This window comes from Paenibacillus sp. 7523-1, assembly GCF_002276415.1.
In the GTDB taxonomy this organism is placed as follows: domain Bacteria; phylum Bacillota; class Bacilli; order Paenibacillales; family Paenibacillaceae; genus Paenibacillus; species Paenibacillus illinoisensis_A.
The window spans coordinates 357,626-379,992 of sequence record NZ_NPBR01000010.1; the positions used below are offsets into that span (position 1 = coordinate 357,626).

Sequence of the window (22,367 nt, forward strand, 5' to 3'; positions counted from 1 at the left end):
ATCATTCCATTCAATATTATCCAGGAGGTTATCCCATGAAAAAACGTTCGTTGATCTCATTGCTGCTTATTCTCGTCATCGTGATTTCGGGCTGCAGCGTGAAGACCAAGTCCGAAACCCAATCGGAGACGGCCCAGACTTCGCCAGCAGAGAACACTCAGAATCAGGCTCCAGTCGACATTGAGTTACTCGCCCAAAGTTCTTCCGAAAATGATGTTAATATCATCCGTGATCAGCTGACCAAAAACGGCTTCAATGTGAAGCTGAATCTGCAGCCGGATTACGGCAGCTACAAATCCCAACAGGACGCAGGCAACTATGATATTGCTCTCTCCAGCTGGACAACAGTAACCGGTAACCCGGACTATGCCGTTCGTTCCCTTTTCAAAACCGGTGGTGACTACAGCATTCTGGCGGATGAAGAGATCGATAAACTCATTGACGCCGCAGCTACCCAAACACCCGAAGAATACAAGGAAACGTACAAACAATTGGAGGACCGCCTGGTAACCGATCAAGCCTACATCGCTCCATTGTACATTTCCCTGAAAAGTCAGGCCGTGAATCAGGACATCCTGAATCCGGATACGGTGCGCCTATCCAAATCCCGTGCCATGGCTTGGGAACCCATTGAATTCAAAGACAGTTCCAAAAATAATAAAGATCCACTGATCCTGACTCAAAGTGCTTCCGTGCTGACTTCCCTTGACCCGATCAAAGGAAACGACGGCTCCATCAACCAATTGAACACCAATATGTATGTTCGTCTTGTAAACCTCACGGATGATGATCAACTAACGCCCGAAGGATCACTTTCACACAATTTCAGCATCGCTGAAGGGAATTCGGAGTATTATTTCATTCTGAGAGACGATATTAACTTTGCAAAGATTGAAAACAAAAAGGCAGTAGATACCGGGGAGCGCGTTGGTGCCGATGACGTCATCTTCTCTCTGGACCGTGCCAAAAATAAAGACTCTGTTCCGGATCACCGGACATACAGCTTGCACGAGCATATCAAAGAAGCTGAGCTGGTAACCGACCTGAGCACCCTGGAATCCATCCAGCAATCCGGCGGTAATGGAACCATCAAAGACGCTCTCGAGCAAGGACTCGATTCCAAAATTACCGAACTCGTCTCTGACAAAACAAAAGCGGATAATAATGCAGGTAAATATCAGGTCGTGAAACTGACCACAACAGAGCCTTTCCCTCAAGTCCTGAATTACCTGGCTCATCAATCCGCGGGGATCGTGTCCAAGAAACAGGTGGAGAGCATCAACACCTATGACGTAGCTTCTTTTGACGTAAACAAGGATATTCCTTATGGTGACCAGAACACGGTAACAGAGGGGGCTTCGTACAACAACACACTGTATGCAAGCGGACCTTACATTCTGGCTTACAAAAACGACTATGAGGGCGTATTCTATCAAAACCCCGGATATCGCAAAGGATCTGAATATGCTCCGAAAATCTCACAGGTAAACGTGCGCTTCATCGCGGATGCTGACAGTGCGCTGTCTGCCCTGCGCAGCAGTGAAGTTCATTTGTATTACGGGGTACCCGAAACGAAGTATGACATCATTGAAAGTGACAGCAAGCTGAAGCTGCAGAGCATTCCAAGCAACGCCGTTTCCTATCTGCTGTTTAACACCAAGAATAGAGAAGTGGCGAAGAGCAGTGACTTGAGAAAGGCCGTGCTGTACTCCATCAATCAGGATGAAATTCTGCAGTTCTATAAGAATAACAAGCTCAAAGCCTACTCTACGGTAAGTCCGCTCGTTCAGACCGGGAATGAATTGAAGTCTGATCCGGCCAAAGTAAAAGAGTTCTTGAGCAATTACAACGCATCCAAGTAAATAAATGCATAAACGGCTGCTGACAGAATCACTCCAGGGTTCTGTCGGCAGCCGTTTTCATATCATGCAGATTGCAAGCAGGTTAATGGTAAAACTTGATAAAAGAACGTACGTTCGGTATAATGGTGTTATCCTGAATGAGCGAGAGGCAGATATGGACGACAAATTTATTAAAGAATTACGCGAGATTAGTCGGGATGATAGACGAAGATCCGAATTCATGATTCAAGGCATGAAAGAAACACTGGAAGAAAGAAAGCAGCAGAACATACTTAAGCGCTGGATTCGGCGCAAGAAAGCCGAGAAGAAAATCTCACAAAGATTCAATCCGAATCCCCACTCGGATCAAAAGTAAGACATAAAAAAGGAGGCAACACGCGCCTCCCTTACGTTTACATATGAGCATTGATCTAGTAATTAGGAATTGTATTTTAATTGGACACTTACTTTCTATAGAACTTGATTTCATCTGAGAGCTGCTGCATCAAGGCAAAATGGCAAAGGATCTTACCGGGAATCCGGAAGCCTTTTCGGCCTTGGGTACAATGTTGAAGATCACTGCACCTTTTGCTGGCACCTGGTCCAGATTGGTTAACAACTCTACCTGATATGTATCCTGAGCAAGCACATAATATTCCGCGAGAAGTGCGCCATTTTTCTGATAGTCCACAGCTGAATCGGTATCGAAGGTTTCATGACCAATGGCCTTGATTTTGCGTTCTTCGAACAAAAACATCAATGCACTAACCGACCAACCGGGTGCATGGCTGTTGCCTTCTGCATCCTTGTTGTCGAACTTTTCATGATTGGGCCAGCGTTTGCTCCAATCTGTACGAAGAGCCACGAAGCTGCCTTCTTCAATGACCCCATGTTCCTTTTCGAATTCAAGAATATGTTCGACATCCAGCGTAAAGTCCGGATTGCTCGCCACGGCTGCAGACTGGTCAATGACCACCAGCGGCAGCACAAGTTCCTTCAGACCTAGCTGATCCAGATAACGCGTGTCACGCACAAAATGAATCGGTGCATCCAGATGGGTGCCGTACTGGCCAGGGAATTTGAAGCTCTGAGCGAAAAAGCCTTGGTCGTGATTAAACAGCGTATCAAACTCGGCAGCATCAAAAGCAGAGAAATGCGGTGATTCTGGACCGAACGTATGGGTCAGATCAACCCACTTCTTTTCTTTTAACAGTTGAATGGCTTGGATGAGTTCGTTGGACAATTGGATCACCTCATACGCAGAATGGAATAAATTTCTACTATTATAGCTTAAACCTCCACATATGGGAATCTGCTTCTGCTCCTCCCGTCATCCATGAAACAGCCACCTTCCCAAACGGAAGATGGCCATGATTCAGACTCCTGATTTTAGTGGAATATCACTGGTCCTTAATCGTTGAAACCTATTGCGCACGAATGACCAGCTTACCGCGTGCATGATGCGATTCACTCTTTTCATGTGCCTCCCGAAGTCCCTGCTCACTTAAATCATACGTCTCGTCTATCACAGGTTTGAGTTTTCCCTCGAAGGCGAGCTTCGCCAGTTGATCCAGCTGCTCCCCTTTCGGTTCCATCATGAATACATTCGCGGTTACGCCTGCCTCCTTGGCAAGGTTATCGTCCGGTTGTTCCACGAGCGAAACCAGATGTCCGCCGGGCTTCAGCACCTTGAAGCTGTCCCGCTGAATGTCACCACCCATCGTGTCGAGCACGACATCATACCCGGAGAGAATCTCCGAGAAATCTTCTGTTTTATAATTGATAAAATGATCCACACCCATGGAGCGCAGCAGCTCCTCATTGGACTCACTCGCCGTTGCTGCCACTTCAGCACCAATGTATTTGGCAATCTGTATCGCATAAGTCCCCACACCGCCTGCTCCCGCGTGAATCAATACCTTTTGCCCCTTGGCGAGATGCGCATGGTCAACAAGTGCCTGCCAGGCTGTCATGCCCGCAAGCGGTATGGCTGCAGCCTCCTCAAAACTCAAATTGTCCGGAATACGGGATATGATATCTGCATCTACCGCCACATATTCTGCATAGGTTCCGAAGCTTCGCGGACGGGCAAATACTCGGTCACCCTCCCTGAACTGTGTAACATTGGATCCTACCTCTGCCACAATACCCGCAGCATCCCCGCCCAAGATCAAAGGGAATGAGTCAGCCGCTTCTTCCATATGTCCTTGTCTGACTTTGAAGTCGACCGGGTTTACCGAGGTTGCATGAATCTGGATGATCACCTGATTGATTCCACATGTCGGTTTGGGTACTTCCTGTTCCTTCAATTGTTCCGCTCCACCAAACTTATCAATAACAATAGCTTTCATACCAAATCCCTGCCTTTCGATTGGATTATCGCGTGCTCTCCTTCTTCATTACCCTGTGCAGCCATTCACTTGACCTTAAATCATCAATCGCTCGCCCTCCTCGTTCCATCAAAAACCAGCCACCAAGCATGCTATAATAGGAACATTCTCATTCTTCATGAACTAACGGACAAGCGAGGGAAAACAAAATGGATATTGAGGTAATCACATTACATGCATTTTCGGATATCACTGAGGGAGGTAACCCCGCTGGGGTCGTTCTGCAGGCAGAGCATTTGTCCGCGTCGCAGATGCAGGAGATTGCCAGACAAGTCGGATTCTCCGAAACGGCATTTGTCATGCCTTCAAATTTAGCTGATTACAACATACGTTACTTTACTCCAAATCATGAAGTTGACCTATGTGGACATGCAACAGTGGCCCTCTTCTATCTCATGAAGGCAGAGCAGATGGTTGACGTGGGCAAGTATACACTTGATACACTTGCGGGGATTCTCGAAGTAACCGTCGAGGAAGGTGGTGACGTCTATCTGTCCCAGACACTTCCGCAGTTTGGAGAGCTGGTTAACCGGCAGGACATCGCAGACTCTCTGCAGATTCCGCTGCAGGACCTACACCCAGAATTGCCTGTACAGATCGTGTCTACAGGGCTGCGCGACATCTTAATTCCGGTTAGGCATCCTGATGTTTTGACAACCATTAACCCAGACCTTCAGCAAATCTCCGACATCAGCAAAGCTCATCAAGTGGTGGGTTATCATGTATTCGCACTCGAAACGCAGGATAATGCAGCCCTCGCCGAATGTCGGAACTTTGCCCCGCTGTACAACATACCGGAAGAGAGCGCCACAGGTACATCCAATGGGGCATTGCTGTGTTACCTGCATAAGTATCAACAACTCCGAGCTCCCCATGATCAGACATATATGATCAAACAAGGGTACACGATGAACCGTCCTTCCAGAATTCTAGGCAGAATAACGCTTGGCCCTTCCAACGAGATCACTCAAGTTCAGATCGGCGGTGTCGCCGTTCATATCGAGAATATTGAAATTCATCTTCCTTAAGCAAAGAAATATCCGCGTTGCTCACCTTCTCACTTACCGTACTTGGTAGCATAGGAATCCAAAAAAAAGCGTCACACCCAAGAGATAACGTCTCTCCCGGTGTGACGCTGCTACCAGAATCCAATCTAACCTGTTTCTTTCCTTCGTAATCGATTCCTCAGACGCTCATATTGCCCATAGATCCACGGCGCTTCCTTCGTCAGGATCGGGCCCAGTACCGCCAGAATCAGCACGTACAGCACAGCAAAGGACTGGATTGAAACCATCAGTCCTCCGGCCTTGCCAATGTTCGCCATAATGATGGAGAACTCTCCTCGGGAAACCAGCGTGAATCCTACTTTGAGTGAAGCTTTTGGTGTCATTCCAGACATTCTGCCTGCAATCATTCCTGCGCCATAATTGCTCGCAATGGTTAAAATGACCGCAATGATCGTCATCCCGACAGCTCCCCCAAGGGAGGAGGGTTCAATGGTCAGTCCAAAGCTAAAAAAGAAGATCGCACCAAAAAAGTCCTTGAACGGCATGACCTGATGCTCAATCCGGTTCGCATGTCTCGATTCACCGAGTACCAGCCCCATCATTAATGCACCGATCGCCTCGGCAACATGCAATGTTTCCGAGAAACCAGCAACCAAAAAAAGCAACGTCATCACGGTAAGCAGAAACAGTTCGGATGACTTGATATTCAGCGCTTTGTCAATATACTTGATGCTCTTCCGGCCAATGATCAGAAACAGCACAATAAACAGCATCGCAGACAAGGATACCAGCAGTACACTGAGGAATGAGGTCGCCCCGCTGAGAACGAGGCCAGTCAGGATCGAAATATGAATGGCAATGAACAGATCGTCAAACATGATCATGCCCATAATAATCTCCGTTTCAGGATTCGCCGTGCGCTTCAGATCAACGAGTACTTTGGCTACAATCGCTGTTGAAGAGCTGGTCATGATGCCGCACACCACCAGCGTTTCTTTTAACGGCAGCTCCATGAACCAACCCAGCAGCAGACCGGAAGCAAAATTAAGCCCTACATAGAACATGCCTCCGGTCAATATGGCTTTGCCCGATTTCATCAATCGGGAGACCGAAAATTCAAGTCCAAGATAAAACAAAAGAAACAAAATGCCAAGCCTGCCCATAAATTCAATAAATGCCGAGCTTTCGATGAAACGCAAATCCACAATACCAATCTGTGGTGCATGCGGTCCAACCGCCATTCCGATCAGAATGTAGAACGGAATGACCGAAAATCGTAATCGTGCAGATATTAGCCCCGTAAGTGTAATCAGCGCAACAGCAATTCCCACTTCGAATATGAGCATATCCATAGGCTACAACCGTCCATCGGATAACAACTGTTTTAATTGCCTGATCTGATCCCGCTCTCCTGCAACGACAATGGTAGCTCCAGAGGTAAATGCGTATTCTGGCCCCGGATTAAACTGTTTTTCCCTGTTCTTCTCCACCACCGCCAGAATGACAGCCCCCGTCGCTTGGCGGATATCCAGTTCCCCTATCGTTCTTCCAATGCTTCGTGAATGAGGTTCGATTCGCAACCATTCAATCAGTAAGCCCTCAAGCATGACTTCCCGTTCATCCTGGAACTTGGGCTTATAGGTCATGCCTCCCACGATGGCGGCGACTGCCCGAGCTTCCTCGTCATCCAAGGTTACAAGGGACACCATATCCCCCACTTCTTCAGGCGTGTCTCCGGATTCCATGTGAAACAGATCGCGCCGCTCATCATTATGAATCACGATAATCAAATGCTCCCCGCTACGGGTATGCAGCCAATACTTGCGTCCAATTCCCGGCAAATCCGTCTCTTTAAAGTGCATGATCCACACCTCCTGAAGATACCGGATTCAAGGATGCACGACTCCAAGTGATTTCCGTAATACGCACCCTCATGGAACCAGCCGGGATCGTAACGGATCTCGTTTCCCCTTTGCTGCTAAGCAGCAATTGACGTCCTACGGGCGAGAGAAAGGAGATGCGTCCTGCATCCGGATCTGCCTCGTCAGGCATGACAATCTTGAATGCATCCGACGTATGGAAATCAATGTAGTCAAATCGGATCTCGCTCCCAATAAGTACGACGGAATGGAGAAGCTCATCCGGGCCGAGCAGCAGCTTCTGGACATGTCCGGTGTAAGTAGACAATAATTTCTCCATCTGTACCCGTTCAGGTTCACGCACGTCAAAATAGGCGTCGAGAAATGACCTTTTCTCTTCACCCAATGTAATCAGCTGTTTCACCAATATTTCTCTGCACGGTTGAAGGTTAGACCTATGGTTCATAATAGATCTCACCTCCTATACAAGCTTTGTTCTCCACATCAATTCGCATGTTGCTGTTCATCATCCTGTTTTCCTCCTTCGGTTAGATAAAAGCCCCGGAAACCGGGGCCTTCTTACCATCTTACCAAAACTAATTTTTTAATCCAGTCTATTCAGCTAACTTCCCGTTTAAAATTAGGAATTGGCTATATTATCCAATTATTAGAATTCAACCTTTACACCGTATGATAGATCCATAGAACATTTTAATAACGTCATAAAAAACATTTTATGGGTTTTCATCTCGTATTTTTATTTTCTTTCCTGTATATTTAACTACAAACTTTTATGCAATTTATGCAAATAGCCAACCACAGACTTTAACACAATAAAGGAGTGCATCGAAAAAGTGTCCACTATTACTCAAGAATCAACTCAAGTCACTGCTGCAGAATATGTTCATTCCGTTTATGAATCGGTTATCGCCAGAAATCCGCAAGAACATGAATTCCATCAGGCTGTAAAAGAGATTCTGGACTCACTCATTCCTGTGATTGAAGCACACCCGAAATACATGAACAACAGCTTGCTCGAACAGCTGGTTGAACCTGAACGTGTCATTACGTTCCGCGTACCTTGGGTCGATGACCAAGGCAAGGTTCAAGTGAACCGCGGATTCCGCGTACAGTTCAACAGTGCCATCGGTCCTTACAAAGGCGGACTACGCTTCCACCCTTCCGTTTATTCCGGAATCGTCAAGTTCCTGGGCTTCGAACAGATTTTCAAAAACGCACTGACTGGACTGCCGATCGGCGGCGGTAAAGGCGGTTCCGACTTCGATCCCAAAGGAAAATCCGATCTGGAAGTAATGCGTTTCACGCAAAGCTTCATGACAGAGCTGTATAAATATATCGGTTCCGATACGGATGTACCTGCAGGCGATATTGGTGTAGGCGCGAGGGAAATCGGTTACATGTTCGGACAATACAAACGCATTAGCGGCGGGCATGATGCAGCGGTATTAACGGGGAAAGGTCTGCTGTATGGCGGAAGCCTTGCACGCAAGGAAGCCACTGGATTCGGTTGTGTGTACTTCGTGAACGAGATGCTGAAATCGAAAGGGCTGAGCTTCCAGGACAGCACAGTGGTTGTTTCCGGTTCAGGCAATGTTTCCATTTATGCCATCCAAAAGGCTCAGGAGCTCGGTGCCAAGGTCGTGGCTTGCAGTGACTCGGGAGGATACATATACGATGCAGAAGGAATTAACCTGGATACCGTAAAACGATTGAAAGAAGTGGATCGTCTGCGGATCAGCGAATACGTCAAAGAGCATCCTCACGCAGTGTATACTGAGGGCTGTGCAGGCATCTGGTCCATCCCGTGCGATATCGCGCTGCCTTGCGCAACGCAAAATGAGATTGATGAACAGTCTGCTGAGCTGCTCGTGCAAGGCGGCGTCAAAGCCATCGGTGAAGGAGCTAATATGCCTTCCACGCTTGCTGCAATCGAGCTCTTCCTGAAAGAGGGCGTTCTGTTCGGCCCGGCGAAAGCAGCCAATGCTGGTGGGGTTGCAGTGTCCGCTCTTGAAATGTCTCAGAACAGCATGCGCCTGTCCTGGTCATTTGAAGAAGTGGACGCGAAGCTGCATGAGATCATGCGGAACATCTACAGCAGCTGTGTAGAGGCAGCGGATCAATATGGCTGTACTGGAAACCTTGTGGCAGGCGCCAACATTGCAGGCTTCCTGAAGGTAGCCGATGCCATGCTCGCTCAAGGCGTAGTCTAAGTTTAAGCAATTTGACCGTTCCACTCGAAGCGTGTGCACATCATCATTCATCTTAACTTTATTCATGAAGGACAGTCTCCCTGAGGAGAGCTGTCCTTTTTTCATCTTTAGAATGAAGGGAGCCACGCCAAGCTTCCACAGGTTGAGACGGTCAATGGGTCGCTGTCCTTCGCTGTCCTCCCTTACGCAAAAAAGCCGCCAAAATGGCGGCTATCACATTCCATATGATTATGAACGAACGGTTTTCAACGCACCGCTCCAGGATAACACTTGGTCCAACATTCCGTTGAGATTGGTCAAGTGCAGATCAGCTGGTTTGAAGGTTCCGTTATCAAAATCGGTGAATAAAGAAAGCGCCGGGTGAACACGAACATCCGCAACCGACAGTTCTCCGAGAATACCGCGCAGGTGTTCTGCCGCACGTGCACCGCCTACCGAGCCATAGCTAACAATTCCTGCAGCTTTATCGTTCCAGGCTTCACGAGCATAATCCAGTGCATTTTTCAGTGATGCAGAGATGCTGTGATTATATTCCTGTACGATAAATACGAATCCATCGAGGCTCGCCAGCTTGGTGTTCCAGGCTGTAGCCTGTTCTGTTGCATCAGCTTCGCCCAATAGCGGCAGCTTATAGTCGGCAATATCCACGATTTCATAGTTGGCATCACCACGTGAATCAGCGATCTGTTTCACCCATTCTCCTACTTGCGGACTCAACCGACCTTCACGTGTGCTCCCAAGAATAATCCCAATATTTAATTTCGACATCTTTGTTTCCTCCTCTTGTGTGTTGTTGTTACTTTTACCGAATAACTTATCCATAAATCCCATATCTACACCATCCTGCATCCGTTTAATTGTTCAGCTTAGTATTGATAATAAGTTATATGATTAAATTAGTCAAGTAACTTACATAAAGTTTGTAAATGTTTTTTTACCTCTAATTATCATATCAATGTTGATTCCTATTTATTCTGCAATTCTGCCCTCCTATATGAAACCAATAGGAATTGATCATATTTCAGTGTAATGGTAAAGTGATATTAGCACTGAATATCCAGTTTTTTCATTGATTAAAGGAAGTGTACACATTGTCTAATCTATCCCACGGCAGTACGATGAGCCCTCATTTATACACGGACTGTGAGCAGTGTTTCGGGCTGTGCTGCGTTGCCTTGCCTTATGGCAAGTCATCTGACTTTGCTTTTGACAAAGCCAGCGGTACCCCCTGTTCCAATCTGCGCTCAGACAATCGCTGCGGCATCCATACGCAGCTCCGGCAAAAGGGCTTCAAGGGCTGCACCGTCTATGACTGCTTTGGTGCAGGTCAGAAGCTGTCCCAAGTAACCTATGCGGGCAAGGATTGGCGGGATCATCCGGAATCGGCTGCCGAAATGTTCGACTGCCTGCCTGTCATGAGACAACTGCATGAACTGCTCAGTTATATGAACGAAATGCTCTTACGGCCGGAAACCTCCTCTCTTCACGATGCCATCCGCAGCGTATACCAGGAGACGGAACGCCTAACTGGTCTGGAGCCTTCCGCGATCCTGCGTCTGGATATTCCCTCTCAGCGGGCGATCGTGAACGATCTTCTGGTGCAGGGGAGTGAACTGGTACGTGCGCATGCGCCATCCAGCAGCCATGAACAAGGGAACTCCAAGCGCAAGAAACTGAAAGGAAGAGACTTCCTGGGAGCCAATCTGAGAGGAGCGGACCTCCGGGGAGCAAGCTTTCGGGGCGCCTTAATGATTGCTTGTGACCTGCGCAATGCCGACTTAAGACATGCTGATCTGATCGGTGCCGACTTGCGTGATGCGGATCTGGGCGGAGCAGATCTGACCGGGAGCATTTTTCTGACACAATCCCAGCTGAATGCAGCCAAAGGCAATTCACGCACCAGACTGCCAGCTCATCTCAACTTGCCCGAGCACTGGTTGTAACGATATCCTGCTGCTATATAAGAGCTCTAACACAAACAGCCCGTCCCTCATGATGAAGGACAGGCTGTTTCTATTTATTGCGATGAATGAATCATTATATTTCAAACATTACAGAAGATCGCGGCGAAGTTCCTCAGCGGATTTCGGGGACAGGTGACCAAGTGGGATATCAAATACTGTTTTGGCACCTTTATGTCCTTCCAAGCTCAAACGCTGTGCAGCCCGTGCATAAGCGACCAGTACACTAGCGGTGAATTCAGGGTTGCTATCGAGTTTCAGACCAAATTCCACAATTTGCTTTTGGCCTGTACCGGTAACACCACTACGAATAACAAATCCACCGTGCGGCATACCTTCATGTTCCGATTTAAGCTGCTCTTCAGTAATGAACGTTACCGTTGTATCGTAATCTGCAAAATAGTTCGGCATGGATACAATGGTTTCACGAATTTCATCCTGGTTCGCACCTTCTTCAGCCACGACATAGCATTGACGCAGGTGTTTCTCGCGTGTGGACAATTCAGGTGTCTCTCCTGCACGAATCCGGTTGATCACTTCTTCAACAGGTACAGTGTACTGAACACCGGCCTTAACCCCTGGAACACGGCGGATTGCATCGGAGTGACCTTGACTGACCCCTTTGCCCCAGAAAGTGTACTCTTTACCTTCTGGCAGGATGGATTGAGCAAGCAGGCGATTCATGGAGAACAAGCCTGGGTCCCAGCCTGTAGAGATCACGCTTACGTGACCGCCTTGCTCTGCCGCTGCATGAACTTCCGCATAGAATTCAGGAATTTTGGCATGTGTATCGAAACTGTCCACTGTATTGAACAACTTGGCAATGGCAGGTGTCTGCTCTGGAAGATCCGTTGCCGAACCGCCGCACAGAATCATGACATCGATTTTACCTATGTACTGCTCAGCAGCAGAGATGTGTTCAAAACGTACTTCTGTACCTTCTGCAACCATCTGCTCCGGGTTACGCCGTGTAAATACGGCAACGAGTTCCAAGTCCGGGTTTTGCACAATAGCTTTCTCTACACCTTTACCCAGATTTCCGTAACCTACGATACCAACTTTAATCATGTTCGATCCTCTCCTGTCTTCTTCTATAGTTGTCTACTACTCTAGTATAAACATATAACATACCATGTAACTTGTTAGGTTTCCAGTCGAAATCAAAAATACTTTGCACTAATGCAGCATCAGGCTGCTTTCATGCAAAGTATCCGCCATTCATTCCTATCATGGACCTAGAAAAATAATCGAAACACATGAATGATGTAATCCGACTGTTCGGTAAAATGTGCTACAGATGCTGCATCTACTCTGGCTGTGAAGCACAAGAAAGATAGGGTTAGAATCAAGAGAGAGAGTACACTGCTTGCCAGGAGCAAGGATGCGAATTTGGTGACGACCCTTAATTTTCTCATCCATTCTGCCTCCTGTTCGCTGTTTGTTTCGGAAATGATATGTTTCATTGGTAACCTGTGGATTCAGCCATGTTCAAAATGGCCCCCGCAACGGCGTCCGGTTGACTGTTATGAATGTAATGTTTGGCGTGAGGAACAATCTGCTGTCTCCCCTGTACGGACCATGAGGCAAACTTGGCTTGATCTGCCTGCCATGCCCGGCCTCCCTCACTTGATTGATCTGATCCGGCCGTAAGAATGGTTAGAGGAAAGGAAAATGGCTGTTTGTTCTCCAACACACGGGCTGCGTTCATCTTGGAACGATGAAGCTCATCCATCACGTTGTCGTTGTATGCATGCTTCAGCGTCGAACTGGTAGCGGCCTTTTTCATCGGTTCCGCCACCAGGTCCGGGTCAATAACCAGCGTTGCCATCATCCGATCCGAATGCAGCAATGTACGTGCAATGCCTGTTTTCACCAGAAACCTTGCTGAATCGAAATACCAGTCTGGCGCATCCATCTCCACCGTGCTGTAATATTCAGGACTGCCCCCATCGATCATAACGATACCTGCCACTTCATCCGGGTACATTTGAGCATATCGAATGGTCTCCAGAGAACCCAGGGAGTGACCCACCATGATGTACGGTGGTCGCTGACCGGATTTGCGCAGCAATTGATGAACTTCATCTACAACGGTATCGATGTCACGCGGCTGCTCTGTATAGTCACTGTATCCATATCCGAATCGGTCATACACGGCAATTTTCACATGGGATTTCAGCTTGTCATACAGCGGACTGAAATCCACGTAGGGATTCGGTGTTCCCCAGCCTGATGCAAGAACAACGGTCACCGATCCCTTTCCCGCCGAGTAGAGGTGCATATTACTTCCACTTACCTCATACAGCCTGCCAGGCGGCGTATATGACTTCATATCCTGTGCAGACTGATAAGCTTCGTAAACCGTACCTGTAAGCAGCAGCAGACCTGTCGTCAGCATCAGGCCACCTAATACTTTCACCACTCTCCGTAAACCCTTGTTCATCACTTCTCTACCCCTTACCCGCTAATCTCATTTTCTTCTATGTCTTGCACAACGTTCCTATATGTATTCTTTAATCCTACCCAAGATCCGTTGTAACCGGAACAATCCGGGGTCCAGTTCTTCCCCCAACCAAAGTCCAGTTCATGCCCTACCCTGGGGGCTGAGAAGGGACTGTCCAGAATTTTATTAGAGGTGAAAAATGGCCCAGTTCACACCAAAAAACCGCAAATCCCCGATGAATTATCGGGAACCTGCGGTTGTCCTCATCTTATTATGAAGTTCAGCCTCTTCTGCGCATGCTATAGTTGTAACGTCAGTCCGACTGGACAGTGGTCACTGCCCATCACATGACAGTCGATGTTTGCATCTTCAACCCGTGGTGCCAATTGATTGGACACGAGAAAATAATCAATACGCCAGCCCACATTCCGCTCCCGTACCTTCGGCATATAAGACCACCAGCTATATACGTCCGTGCGATCTGGATACAAATGTCGGAAGCTATCCACATATCCCGCCGCCAGCAGTTCGGTCATTTTCCCCCGCTCTTCCAGCGTAAATCCGGAGTTGCCCATATTGGGCTTCGGATTCTTGAGGTCAATCTCCTGATGAGCCACATTCAGGTCACCACAGACAATGACCGGCTTGGTCTGCTCTAGCTGCACGATATATTTCAGGAAACGATCCTCCCACTCCAGTCGATATGGAAGACGGGTCAGATCACGCTTCGCATTGGGAGTATATACATTCACCAGGTAAAAGCCGTCAAACTCCAGTGTAATCATCCGGCCTTCCGGTTCACTGTCTTCCTCCATCCCATAGCGGACGGATAACGGCTTGATCCGGGTAAACACGGCGGTACCGGAATATCCTTTTTTGATCGCATAGTTCCAGTATTGGTACACATCTTCCCCGAGGTCCATCTCAATCTGCCCTGCCTGCAGTTTGGTCTCCTGCACACAGAAAATATCGGCCTGGCTTTCCTTATAATAATCCATGAATCCTTTGGTAACACATGCCCTTAAACCATTCACATTCCAGGACACCAGCTTCATATCCTCATCTCCTCACATCTCCCCAATATAGCATGGGCGAATTCATAAGGACAAGGCTATCGGCCTGGAAATGGGACGAGAGCTGCTCAGAGTCAGTTCCGTCTAGGTGAACAGCCACTCAAGCGCTTCGGGAAAATGTTTGGCAAAGAACAGCAGGTCATGTGTTCCTCCCTCTTCCTCCACGTAGTTCAATCGATCAGCGGGATATCCCTTTGCCAGAATTGCCCTGACCGCTGCACGCGTATAGTCCAGCATATGGGCCTGAATATTTTGTTTGTAGAACCCCTCCAGGCTGCCCACATACATGTACAGCTTCAGCTCACTTCGATCAGACCAGGATTGCCCGGTCATGTAATCCAAAAAGCCTTCGTACCACATCGATGCAGACAACGCCCCGACCTTGCCGAATACGTGCGGAAATTCGGTGGCTGCATACAGGGAAATCAATCCCCCGAGGGAACAACCCATGATCCCCGTATTCGCTCGATCTGCCCATGTGCGGTAGCTCGAATCCACGTGTGGTTTCAACTGCGTGATGATCGTATCCAGATAGGTTCTGCCCTGCCCCCCAAAAGACGAAAACGAAGCCGTAAGGGCAGGCAATGGCCAAGGCGTATAATCATCGTTCCGATTATGAGGCTCAATGCCAACCAAAATCACTTCTGGCAGCCTTCCCGTTCGATAATAATGATCCAGAAGATTGCTGCCAGCCTTGGCTACTGCTCCCCCATCCTGAATATATACGACAGGATAACGACCTCCATCGGCGTAGGAGGGTGGAAGAAGAATATGAAGTGTCCAGCCGCCCACTGTCTCTTGTATCCATTTACTCATGCTAGGATTCCTCTCTTCCAATGGGAGTCCGGCCAATCACATCCGGTTTTTGAGCAGCAAAAATATAAAATACGGTACTCCGATAATGGAGATTACAATGCCTACAGGCAGCTCTGCCGGGGCAAATACGGTTTTGCCAATCAGATCACCCACGACGACCATGGCCATACCCACCAGTCCGGATATCGGAATGACCCGCTTATAATGAAGACCTACCAGTCGTCTGGCAATGTGAGGAGCGATGAGTCCAACAAATCCGATACTTCCGGATACGGCAACACAGGCGCTGACCAGTCCCACACTGCCGAGCAGCAGCACTTTTCTCTCCCGGTGCACATCCACGCCGAGCCCCTGGATGCTGGCCTCCTGCAGCTGCATCACGTCAAGTACACGGGATTTCAGCCAAAGCAGTGGAATAAGCAGCACCAGCCAGGGAATCATGGCCGTAATGAAGCGCCAGTTGGCATTATAGATGCTGCCCGTCAACCAGACGGTGGCCATCTCAAAGTCCCCAGGGTTCATCTTCAGGGAAAGATAGAGCGTGATTGCACTAAAGCCCGAACCGATCGCAATTCCGACCAGTATCAGCCGCTGTGAATCCAGCTGTCCCCGCTCCTGGGCAAACCACAGAATAAGAGTTACCGCCACTAAGCCTCCGATCAGTCCAAACAGCGGCATGGCCATAATGGACAACCAGCCGGTCCCCGATATGGAACCCTGGAACAGCAGCATAAACAGCACCATGGCCGTTCCCGCTCCTGCGTTGATTCCAAGCATGCCTGGATCAGCCAGCGGATTGCGGGCAATCCCCTGAATAACCGCCCCTGCAATGCCAAGTCCCAGCCCAAGCAGCAGAGCAATGACGATCCGCGGCAGCCTGAAATCAAAAATAACCAGATCATGTTCATGCACGGGGTCCAGCCTCAATAAGGTTTTGACTACCTCCATGACCGAGATATCGAACGTACCGTTCGTCAGACTGATGTACACTGCCGTTGTGATAATAGCCGCACATACGAATATAACGGTCCATAGTCTTCCACGCTTCCGTTCAGGCATGTTTTCCCCCTCCTTTGGTCTTGATCAGATAAAGGAAAAATGGCACGCCAAACAATGCGGTGACAACCCCAATTGGTGTTTCAAATGGTGAATTAATGAAGCGGCTCAGAATGTCGCACCACGCAAGGAATATGCCGCCCAGAATGGCGGAGCAAGGAACAACCCAGCGATAATCCACGCCGAAGAAAAAACGTGTGATGTGCGGTATCAACAAACCGACAAATGCGATCTTCCCCGCCAGTGCCACGGATATCCCCGTTAAAATAACAACACTCAAAATGGATAATGCCTTGACCCATGCGGTCCGTTGTCCCAGGCTTGTCGCAACGTCATCTCCCATGGACAGAATGGTAACGGACTTCGAAAGGATCAGCGCCAGTGCCAATCCCACCACGGCAAAGGGAATAATCAGCTTGATCATGGTTGGATCCATCTGATGCAGTCTGGCGTTGTACCAGAAGCTGATGGTCTGGGAGACCTGATAGTAGGTTGCTACTGCCTGTGACACACCACCCAGAAACGTGCCAATAATCGTGCCCAGGATAGCAAGCCGCACCGGGGACATTCCGCCGGGCAGGAGCCAGGCAATGAAAAATACGAGCCCTGCTCCCAGAGCAGATCCCGCCATGGAATAAAAAATAAGCCCAAGGGAAGACGTATTCGGCATAAATACCATGCATAGCGTGATTATAACGACCGACCCGTCGGATACCCCCATAATGGAAGGGGAGGCAAGATAGTTTCTTGTCATCCCCTGCATGAGAGCCCCGGATACGGCCAAAAAAGCGCCGATCAGCAGCGAACCGATCACGCGAGGAAGCCGTGAAGACACAATGATCTGATGATCGATGCTGTTCGTGTCAAATTCAAAGATACTTGCAAAGACCGTGGAAACATCAATATTTTTGGCTCCATACAGAATGGATGCCAGAATGGTGGCTGCAATAATCAGGGGTGCTGCTGCGAACAGCACCGCCGGATTCAATCTTCTTTTTTGCATGGATTATACACGCCTTGCTCTAATTATTTGGTTAGCTGCTCCACAGCGGCCTCCAGGAAATGAATTCGGCTCCACGCCGGGCCTCCTTCGGCAAGCGGATCAATTACGTTAACAAACGCCTGATTATTTTGCAGGGCTGTCGTCTTCTGCAGAATCGGATTATTCTTCAGATCTTCAAGTGCATTCGGCGTGTCTGCATTCTCTGTTGCTTCGAATTGAATAAACACCACATCCGGATTCATCTCGGCAAATTTCTCCACGGAGATCGCTTCCTGTGCTTTGGCTGCCTGAATCTCGGCAGGGACCTGGAATCCAAGGTCATTGTACAGAATCGGGTTCACGAAGACCGACTCGGGATATACATACATCTGTCCATTACGAATACGGACCGCCACAACCTTTTTGTTCTGCAGTGTATCACCGAGCTCTGCCTGAGCCGTTGTCAGGGCTGCTCTGTATTGTTCAATCTCCTGTTTGGCCAGATCCTGCTTGCCTGTCAACTCAGCGAGCAGATTGAGATTCGCCTCCCAGTTCGTGGAAATGTGAGATACCTGAATAAACGGGGCGATTTTGCCGAGCTGCTCAGCCACTTCAGGCTTGAATTTGGTGGTGCCCAGAATAATATCCGGTTTCAGTGACAATATGGTTTCGAAGTTTGGCTCAATCTTCTGTCCAATGGACTCTGCTTGATCAGTAATCGAGGTATACATCTCCGGGAACTCCCCGCCAAAGGTAATTGCACCTACAGGGTGTACATCCAGTACCAGTGCATCTTCCATGGCTTCCATCGAACCGGTGATTACAATTCGTTGAACATCCGCTGGAACCGTGTATTCCTGATCCAGATACTGAATGGTTCGTGTGCCTTCTGCTGCTTGGCTCGTGTCCGTTTCACTACTCGCTGCCGTACTTTCGGCCTGTGCTGAATTTTCCGTTCCTCCTGCTGTATCTTCCTGATTACCGCATGCCGCCAGAACAGTCAGCATACAGATCATTGCCAGCAACAACCCCAATTTTTTCTTCATCTCTAGTGATCCCCCTTCAATAGTTCCATCCTCTAATTGAGAATAATAATCATTATTGAATGATAAACAAGAATGACAAACAGGACCATGGACTCTGTCCTGAATCCCTATGGATTATTTACCGAAGCAGATTCATCATGTCATCTACCATTCGTTCATTCGATACAGGGGAATTTTCAAGCCAAGGGTCAGCCGTAATGATATACAGACGGTTATTCTGCACCGCCTTGATGTTTTGCCATAGGGATGTTTTCTGCACATCCTCCCATACGGATAATGTTTCACTCTCCTGACACACCATCAGGAAAATGTAATCCACCTTCATGGCGCTTAATTGTTCCAGGCTAATGGGTTCGTTGTATACCGCGCCCTGTGGACTCGAATAGGCAGGTCTAACGCCCAAATCACCATAGAAAACCTCCGCCATGGAAGGCGAGCTGTACCGGGTGAACTGCTGTTTCAGCAGACGTACAACTACAGCTGTGTCATTACCGAGTTTCTGCTGCACCAGCACCTTAGCCTGCTGGACCTTGAGGTCGTAGCTTGCCAGCCAGGCTTCGGCATCCTGCTCTCCCCCCACCTGCGCAGCCAACGTCTGCAGCTGTACACGCCAAGAATGCTCCGAAGCTGCAATATACTGCACAGGCGCAATCTCTTCTAACCGTTTCCGCTCTTCAGGCCGCAAATGGTCATAACTGATAATCAGTTCAGGTTGATGCTCCTGCAGAGCCTGAATTTTGGATTCCCATTCCACATCCAGACGATAGGCACTGAGGTGCACCGGGATGTCCTTGCCGAACATGCGATAGTAATAGGCCGTCCATTTGGGATGCAGCGGGGCAGCATACGGAGTCATGTTCAGCGCCAGCAAATGTCCCGTGACCCCAATATGATAGGCTGCAATTTTACGGCGGCGGCTGTTCATATATACCGAAGGGGATACGCCTACGATTTTTTTGAATTTGCGGCTAAAATAAAACTCATCCTGATACCCGACCTGATGGGCGATGTCCCGCAGACGCAGATCCGTGCTGGCCATGAATTGCTTCGCCCGGTTGATCCGGAGTCCTGATATGTAGTCCGTGGTGCTCATTCCATATCTTCGTTTGAACAAGTCCACGTAATATTTCGGGCTGAGTCCGGCCATGCCTGCGAGAAGCTCCACCGTCAGATTCTCATTGGAATGTTCATCAATGTATTCTTTGGTACGCTGAATCAACATTTGAGAGTCTTCCTTGAGTGGTGTATGAGCCTCTGTAACTTGAACCAGGAACTGCAGGAATTCCAGGTAAGCATGGTACCGGCCCATCGGTTTGCCGCTGTGCCAGAAGTTATTCATTTCTTCACAACGGAAAGCCAGCTGCAGGGTGGAAGCGACAGCCAGTTCCCTACCCGATCGAAACAAAGGTGTGTCTTTAATGAGACGGAGCGAACCTGTGTCTTCTTGGTCTTCCTCATACAGATCGAAGCGGACCAGCGTTACTTCAGCGCCCTCTTCTCCAAAAGATGCCAAGCCAAACGTCGATTCAGGTACACATGAATATACGCCTTGTGCCCTGATGTTCACAGAACGGTGATCCAGGGTTAATAAAGCTTCACCACCTGTAACCATGACCAATATATAAGAGGATGTATGCTGCTGGGGCAGCACCCAGCCTGTTGTGGATTTGATTTTCTCAATATCTCGTATTTTCAAAGTCAGACGATCGAGCGGATGTTCAGAACCCACCAGGCGATCCTTGTGAAAGTTTTGGGAAATCATCTATTTTCCTACCTCCATTTGATAACCATTCTCATTTACTCGTTCTAGTATATCAAATGTTCGCAGGATGTCGCACGACCTTCTCAGGATCGACACATTCGAAAAAGAAATGATCCACTATCCTCTGGAGGCAAATCGGATTGCCCTGCTCATCAATATCGGCAGTACCGAAATATGACCTTCATCTTCAAAGCATGTAAACTCGGCACTGAAGCCCTCAAGTCCAGTCTGGCCCAGCCAATGTGCGAGCTCCCTGGAACGGTCCACTACGCCGCTCGGGTGACTTCCTTCCTGCTCCCCTGCTGTGATTAAAACATGCATCTCCTTCCCGCAATTCTCCGCGCGCGAGACCCATGACGCTCTCTGCTGCGCAATCCAAGCAGAATTCCAGTGGATGGACGGACTGCCTGCGATGTAATGGCGAAACGTTCCGGGATTGCCCAGCAGCATCTGTAATACCAATAACCCGCCGAGGGAGTGACCTACGATGGATTGCCTGCTGCGATCGATGGAATACTTCTCCTCCACCTCCGGCTTCAACTGTTCTTCAATAAAATGCATGAACGCTTCTGCCCCTCCATGTTCAGGCCAGCTTGCGCCATCCGGTCTTCGAGGCAAGTCCGCTTCCGGAACCGGCATCATGAAATCGTAGTATCTCTCTGGTGGAAAGGGCTGCTTAGCCTCGTAACCAATCCCGACAATCACTGCCGGAACCACTCCCGTTTTGTCTGAACGCACGGATTGAACACGCATCGCCTCAACCATGGTACCGAACACGGCATTGGCATCAAGCAGATAGATCACGGGATATCCACTGGAAGGGGGAGCGATCTCCGGAACAAAAACGTTAATTACATACTCGCGTCCACTCCGTTCAGCACGTAACTTATATACAGATGTCCCCGGCAAGATCAATCCCGGACCCATGCCATCTTGATTCATGACCTGTTTCATGGACAATTCCTCCTTGTTGTTAATGCAGTAACTTTTGATTATATCCAAGGCCCTTCCATCCTTCCATGGACGATCTCCCCGTCTGATATGGATAATGCACCGTTCATGCACGGTTTCCAAAAAACGAAAAAAGACCGGAACATGGTCCGGTCTTCGTTCGGCCGCGAGGAGGCGCGGCCTTTAGCCTATGTGAATCCTTGCAGGTTCGTGTTCCCTATACCTCACTCTTTAACTTGGAGAACACCGCAAGATCGATGTACCGTCCCTTTTCAAACTCATGCTGCCGCAGCAGACCTTCCTGTTGAAAACCAAGCTTGTGCAGCAGCCCGATCGAGGCCTCATTCTTCGGTTCCACTCTCGCTTCAATCTTGTTCAGCTGCATGTTCATGAAGCCAAAATGCAGTACGGCACGTGCTACCTCAGTCATGACGCCCTTCCCCCAATACTCGGGATGCAAATCGTATCCGATCTCTGCACGGTTATGTACTTCTTCTCTATTGAGGAACCCGCAGGTCCCCACCACCTTACCCGATTCCACATCTTCAATCATCCAGCGCAGACCGGACTGCTCCCTGAAAATCTTCGTATACCAACCGATCTCATCCATCGCATCGTTCACACTCTCAAAAGGCGTAAACGGCATGAATTCCACAACCGTCTCATTGGAATACAACGCCAAAACATCCAAGACATCCTGTTCATCTGCAGCTCGCAGGTTGAAGCGGTCGGTCTTAAGCACAGGGAATTCGTCAAACACAAACGGGGTATTCATGGATCGTCTCCTTTAAGCCAAACTGTCATCAAACTCTATTTATTCATATCCATATGTTTCCTATCCATTGTACCAAAATCATGAAAAAAAGACCCCTTTATTGCACAGCAGATGATAAAAACAATCACCGTACTGTTCAAAAAGGAGTCCTACTGCACACGTTTAACCGTGCCT

Annotated in this window: 22 protein-coding genes; 5 read left to right on the plus strand and 17 right to left on the minus strand. The window is 48.6% G+C overall.

Annotated elements, in window-relative coordinates; all coding sequences use genetic code 11:
- Nucleotides 1-35: 35 nt before the first annotated feature.
- Both CHH60_RS13655 and CHH60_RS30240 read left to right on the plus strand, forming a co-directional pair.
- The gene (locus CHH60_RS13655; RefSeq protein WP_095359646.1) at nucleotides 36-1,862 is read left to right on the plus strand and encodes an ABC transporter substrate-binding protein; all 1,827 of its coding nucleotides are present in this window, start codon (nucleotides 36-38) and stop codon (nucleotides 1,860-1,862) included.
- 4 nt (nucleotides 1,863-1,866) lie between these two features.
- Complete coding sequence (locus tag CHH60_RS30240; protein ID WP_255247920.1) at nucleotides 1,867-2,217, plus strand: hypothetical protein; 351 nt, start codon at nucleotides 1,867-1,869, stop codon at nucleotides 2,215-2,217.
- A 129-nt stretch (nucleotides 2,218-2,346) separates the two neighbouring features.
- On the opposite strand, the gene CHH60_RS13665 is transcribed toward CHH60_RS30240, so the two are convergent.
- Together CHH60_RS13665 and CHH60_RS13670 are read right to left on the minus strand one after the other, a co-directional pair.
- A complete protein-coding gene (locus tag CHH60_RS13665; RefSeq protein ID WP_095359647.1) occupies nucleotides 2,347-3,084 on the minus strand; it encodes a cyclase family protein in 738 nt (245 codons plus the stop codon).
- Between the two features lie 181 nt (nucleotides 3,085-3,265).
- On the minus strand, nucleotides 3,266-4,192 hold the full coding sequence (locus tag CHH60_RS13670; protein ID WP_095359648.1) for an NADP-dependent oxidoreductase: 927 nt from the start codon (nucleotides 4,190-4,192) through the stop codon (nucleotides 3,266-3,268).
- 188 nt (nucleotides 4,193-4,380) lie between these two features.
- Here CHH60_RS13670 and CHH60_RS13675 point away from each other — a divergent pair, with 188 nt between their 5' ends.
- Nucleotides 4,381-5,259, plus strand: coding sequence for a PhzF family phenazine biosynthesis protein (locus tag CHH60_RS13675; protein ID WP_095359649.1), 879 nt, complete (start codon nucleotides 4,381-4,383; stop codon nucleotides 5,257-5,259).
- A gap of 125 nt (nucleotides 5,260-5,384) precedes the next feature.
- Here the strand turns inward: CHH60_RS13675 and CHH60_RS13680 are convergent, their stop codons facing one another.
- From CHH60_RS13680 to CHH60_RS13690, 3 genes are read right to left on the minus strand one after another with little or no spacing between them, the layout of a single operon-like run.
- Complete coding sequence (locus CHH60_RS13680; RefSeq protein WP_095359650.1) at nucleotides 5,385-6,590, minus strand: cation:proton antiporter; 1,206 nt, start codon at nucleotides 6,588-6,590, stop codon at nucleotides 5,385-5,387.
- 3 nt (nucleotides 6,591-6,593) lie between these two features.
- Nucleotides 6,594-7,100: a cation:proton antiporter regulatory subunit gene (locus tag CHH60_RS13685; RefSeq protein WP_176476056.1), complete on the minus strand. Its 507-nt coding sequence runs from the start codon at nucleotides 7,098-7,100 to the stop codon at nucleotides 6,594-6,596.
- Nucleotides 7,090-7,563, minus strand: coding sequence for a GreA/GreB family elongation factor (locus CHH60_RS13690; protein ID WP_095359651.1), 474 nt, complete (start codon nucleotides 7,561-7,563; stop codon nucleotides 7,090-7,092). Before CHH60_RS13690 ends, CHH60_RS13685 begins: the two co-directional genes overlap by 11 nt.
- Before the next feature lie 388 nt (nucleotides 7,564-7,951).
- On the opposite strand from CHH60_RS13690, the gene gdhA reads away from it, so the two are divergent.
- Complete coding sequence (gene gdhA / locus CHH60_RS13695; protein ID WP_095359652.1) at nucleotides 7,952-9,328, plus strand: NADP-specific glutamate dehydrogenase; 1,377 nt, start codon at nucleotides 7,952-7,954, stop codon at nucleotides 9,326-9,328.
- Nucleotides 9,329-9,556: 228 nt separating this feature from the next.
- Here the strand turns inward: gdhA and CHH60_RS13700 are convergent, their stop codons facing one another.
- Nucleotides 9,557-10,096 carry an NADPH-dependent FMN reductase gene (locus CHH60_RS13700; protein ID WP_095359839.1) on the minus strand — a complete coding sequence of 180 codons (540 nt, stop codon included), beginning with the start codon at nucleotides 10,094-10,096 and terminating at the stop codon, nucleotides 9,557-9,559.
- Nucleotides 10,097-10,446: 350 nt separating this feature from the next.
- Here CHH60_RS13700 and CHH60_RS13705 point away from each other — a divergent pair, with 350 nt between their 5' ends.
- Nucleotides 10,447-11,271, plus strand: a complete 825-nt coding sequence (locus tag CHH60_RS13705; RefSeq protein ID WP_095359840.1) for a pentapeptide repeat-containing protein — start codon at nucleotides 10,447-10,449, stop codon at nucleotides 11,269-11,271.
- Nucleotides 11,272-11,379: 108 nt separating this feature from the next.
- On the opposite strand, the gene CHH60_RS13710 is transcribed toward CHH60_RS13705, so the two are convergent.
- The 11 genes from CHH60_RS13710 to CHH60_RS13760 all read right to left on the minus strand — a co-directional run bounded on the left by CHH60_RS13710 (nucleotide 11,380) and on the right by CHH60_RS13760 (nucleotide 22,193).
- Complete coding sequence (locus CHH60_RS13710) at nucleotides 11,380-12,357, minus strand: diaminopimelate dehydrogenase (RefSeq protein WP_095289664.1); 978 nt, start codon at nucleotides 12,355-12,357, stop codon at nucleotides 11,380-11,382.
- Nucleotides 12,358-12,524: 167 nt separating this feature from the next.
- Entirely contained in the window at nucleotides 12,525-12,704 is a 180-nt protein-coding gene (locus CHH60_RS13715) for a hypothetical protein (protein ID WP_095359653.1), read from the minus strand.
- 44 nt (nucleotides 12,705-12,748) lie between these two features.
- Nucleotides 12,749-13,732: an alpha/beta fold hydrolase gene (locus CHH60_RS13720; RefSeq protein WP_095359654.1), complete on the minus strand. Its 984-nt coding sequence runs from the start codon at nucleotides 13,730-13,732 to the stop codon at nucleotides 12,749-12,751.
- Nucleotides 13,733-14,031: 299 nt separating this feature from the next.
- Nucleotides 14,032-14,787 carry an exodeoxyribonuclease III gene (locus tag CHH60_RS13725; RefSeq protein WP_095359655.1) on the minus strand — a complete coding sequence of 252 codons (756 nt, stop codon included), beginning with the start codon at nucleotides 14,785-14,787 and terminating at the stop codon, nucleotides 14,032-14,034.
- 102 nt (nucleotides 14,788-14,889) lie between these two features.
- Nucleotides 14,890-15,621 carry an alpha/beta hydrolase gene (locus tag CHH60_RS13730; protein ID WP_095359656.1) on the minus strand — a complete coding sequence of 244 codons (732 nt, stop codon included), beginning with the start codon at nucleotides 15,619-15,621 and terminating at the stop codon, nucleotides 14,890-14,892.
- A 36-nt stretch (nucleotides 15,622-15,657) separates the two neighbouring features.
- A complete protein-coding gene (locus CHH60_RS13735) occupies nucleotides 15,658-16,680 on the minus strand; it encodes a FecCD family ABC transporter permease (protein ID WP_095359657.1) in 1,023 nt (340 codons plus the stop codon).
- Nucleotides 16,673-17,680: a FecCD family ABC transporter permease gene (locus CHH60_RS13740; protein ID WP_095359658.1), complete on the minus strand. Its 1,008-nt coding sequence runs from the start codon at nucleotides 17,678-17,680 to the stop codon at nucleotides 16,673-16,675. Before CHH60_RS13740 ends, CHH60_RS13735 begins: the two co-directional genes overlap by 8 nt.
- 23 nt (nucleotides 17,681-17,703) lie before the next feature.
- Entirely contained in the window at nucleotides 17,704-18,705 is a 1,002-nt protein-coding gene (locus CHH60_RS13745; protein WP_095359659.1) for an ABC transporter substrate-binding protein, read from the minus strand.
- A gap of 118 nt (nucleotides 18,706-18,823) precedes the next feature.
- The gene (locus CHH60_RS13750) at nucleotides 18,824-20,467 is read right to left on the minus strand and encodes an AraC family transcriptional regulator (protein ID WP_095359660.1); all 1,644 of its coding nucleotides are present in this window, start codon (nucleotides 20,465-20,467) and stop codon (nucleotides 18,824-18,826) included.
- Nucleotides 20,468-20,584: 117 nt separating this feature from the next.
- Entirely contained in the window at nucleotides 20,585-21,421 is an 837-nt protein-coding gene (locus tag CHH60_RS13755) for an alpha/beta hydrolase (RefSeq protein WP_095359661.1), read from the minus strand.
- Between the two features lie 214 nt (nucleotides 21,422-21,635).
- The gene (locus tag CHH60_RS13760; protein WP_095359662.1) at nucleotides 21,636-22,193 is read right to left on the minus strand and encodes a GNAT family N-acetyltransferase; all 558 of its coding nucleotides are present in this window, start codon (nucleotides 22,191-22,193) and stop codon (nucleotides 21,636-21,638) included.
- Nucleotides 22,194-22,367 lie beyond the last annotated feature (174 nt).

Bases quoted from the DNA above. Each gene is read 5' to 3' on its own strand.
- CHH60_RS13655 (WP_095359646.1), top strand. From the start codon at position 36: ATGAAAAAACGTTCGTTGATCTCATTGCTGCTTATTCTCGTCATCGTG.
- CHH60_RS30240 (WP_255247920.1), top strand. From the start codon at position 1,867: ATGCATAAACGGCTGCTGACAGAATCACTCCAGGGTTCTGTCGGCAGC.
- CHH60_RS13670 (WP_095359648.1), bottom strand. From the start codon at position 4,192: ATGAAAGCTATTGTTATTGATAAGTTTGGTGGAGCGGAACAATTGAAG.
- CHH60_RS13675 (WP_095359649.1), top strand. From the start codon at position 4,381: ATGGATATTGAGGTAATCACATTACATGCATTTTCGGATATCACTGAG.
- CHH60_RS13680 (WP_095359650.1), bottom strand. From the start codon at position 6,590: ATGGATATGCTCATATTCGAAGTGGGAATTGCTGTTGCGCTGATTACA.
- CHH60_RS13685 (WP_176476056.1), bottom strand. From the start codon at position 7,100: ATGCACTTTAAAGAGACGGATTTGCCGGGAATTGGACGCAAGTATTGG.
- CHH60_RS13690 (WP_095359651.1), bottom strand. From the start codon at position 7,563: ATGAACCATAGGTCTAACCTTCAACCGTGCAGAGAAATATTGGTGAAA.
- CHH60_RS13700 (WP_095359839.1), bottom strand. From the start codon at position 10,096: ATGTCGAAATTAAATATTGGGATTATTCTTGGGAGCACACGTGAAGGT.
- CHH60_RS13705 (WP_095359840.1), top strand. From the start codon at position 10,447: ATGAGCCCTCATTTATACACGGACTGTGAGCAGTGTTTCGGGCTGTGC.
- CHH60_RS13710 (WP_095289664.1), bottom strand. From the start codon at position 12,357: ATGATTAAAGTTGGTATCGTAGGTTACGGAAATCTGGGTAAAGGTGTA.
- CHH60_RS13715 (WP_095359653.1), bottom strand. From the start codon at position 12,704: ATGAGAAAATTAAGGGTCGTCACCAAATTCGCATCCTTGCTCCTGGCA.
- CHH60_RS13720 (WP_095359654.1), bottom strand. From the start codon at position 13,732: ATGAACAAGGGTTTACGGAGAGTGGTGAAAGTATTAGGTGGCCTGATG.
- CHH60_RS13725 (WP_095359655.1), bottom strand. From the start codon at position 14,787: ATGAAGCTGGTGTCCTGGAATGTGAATGGTTTAAGGGCATGTGTTACC.
- CHH60_RS13730 (WP_095359656.1), bottom strand. From the start codon at position 15,621: ATGAGTAAATGGATACAAGAGACAGTGGGCGGCTGGACACTTCATATT.
- CHH60_RS13735 (WP_095359657.1), bottom strand. From the start codon at position 16,680: ATGCCTGAACGGAAGCGTGGAAGACTATGGACCGTTATATTCGTATGT.
- CHH60_RS13740 (WP_095359658.1), bottom strand. From the start codon at position 17,680: ATGCAAAAAAGAAGATTGAATCCGGCGGTGCTGTTCGCAGCAGCACCC.
- CHH60_RS13745 (WP_095359659.1), bottom strand. From the start codon at position 18,705: ATGAAGAAAAAATTGGGGTTGTTGCTGGCAATGATCTGTATGCTGACT.
- CHH60_RS13750 (WP_095359660.1), bottom strand. From the start codon at position 20,467: ATGATTTCCCAAAACTTTCACAAGGATCGCCTGGTGGGTTCTGAACAT.
- CHH60_RS13755 (WP_095359661.1), bottom strand. From the start codon at position 21,421: ATGAAACAGGTCATGAATCAAGATGGCATGGGTCCGGGATTGATCTTG.
- CHH60_RS13760 (WP_095359662.1), bottom strand. From the start codon at position 22,193: ATGAATACCCCGTTTGTGTTTGACGAATTCCCTGTGCTTAAGACCGAC.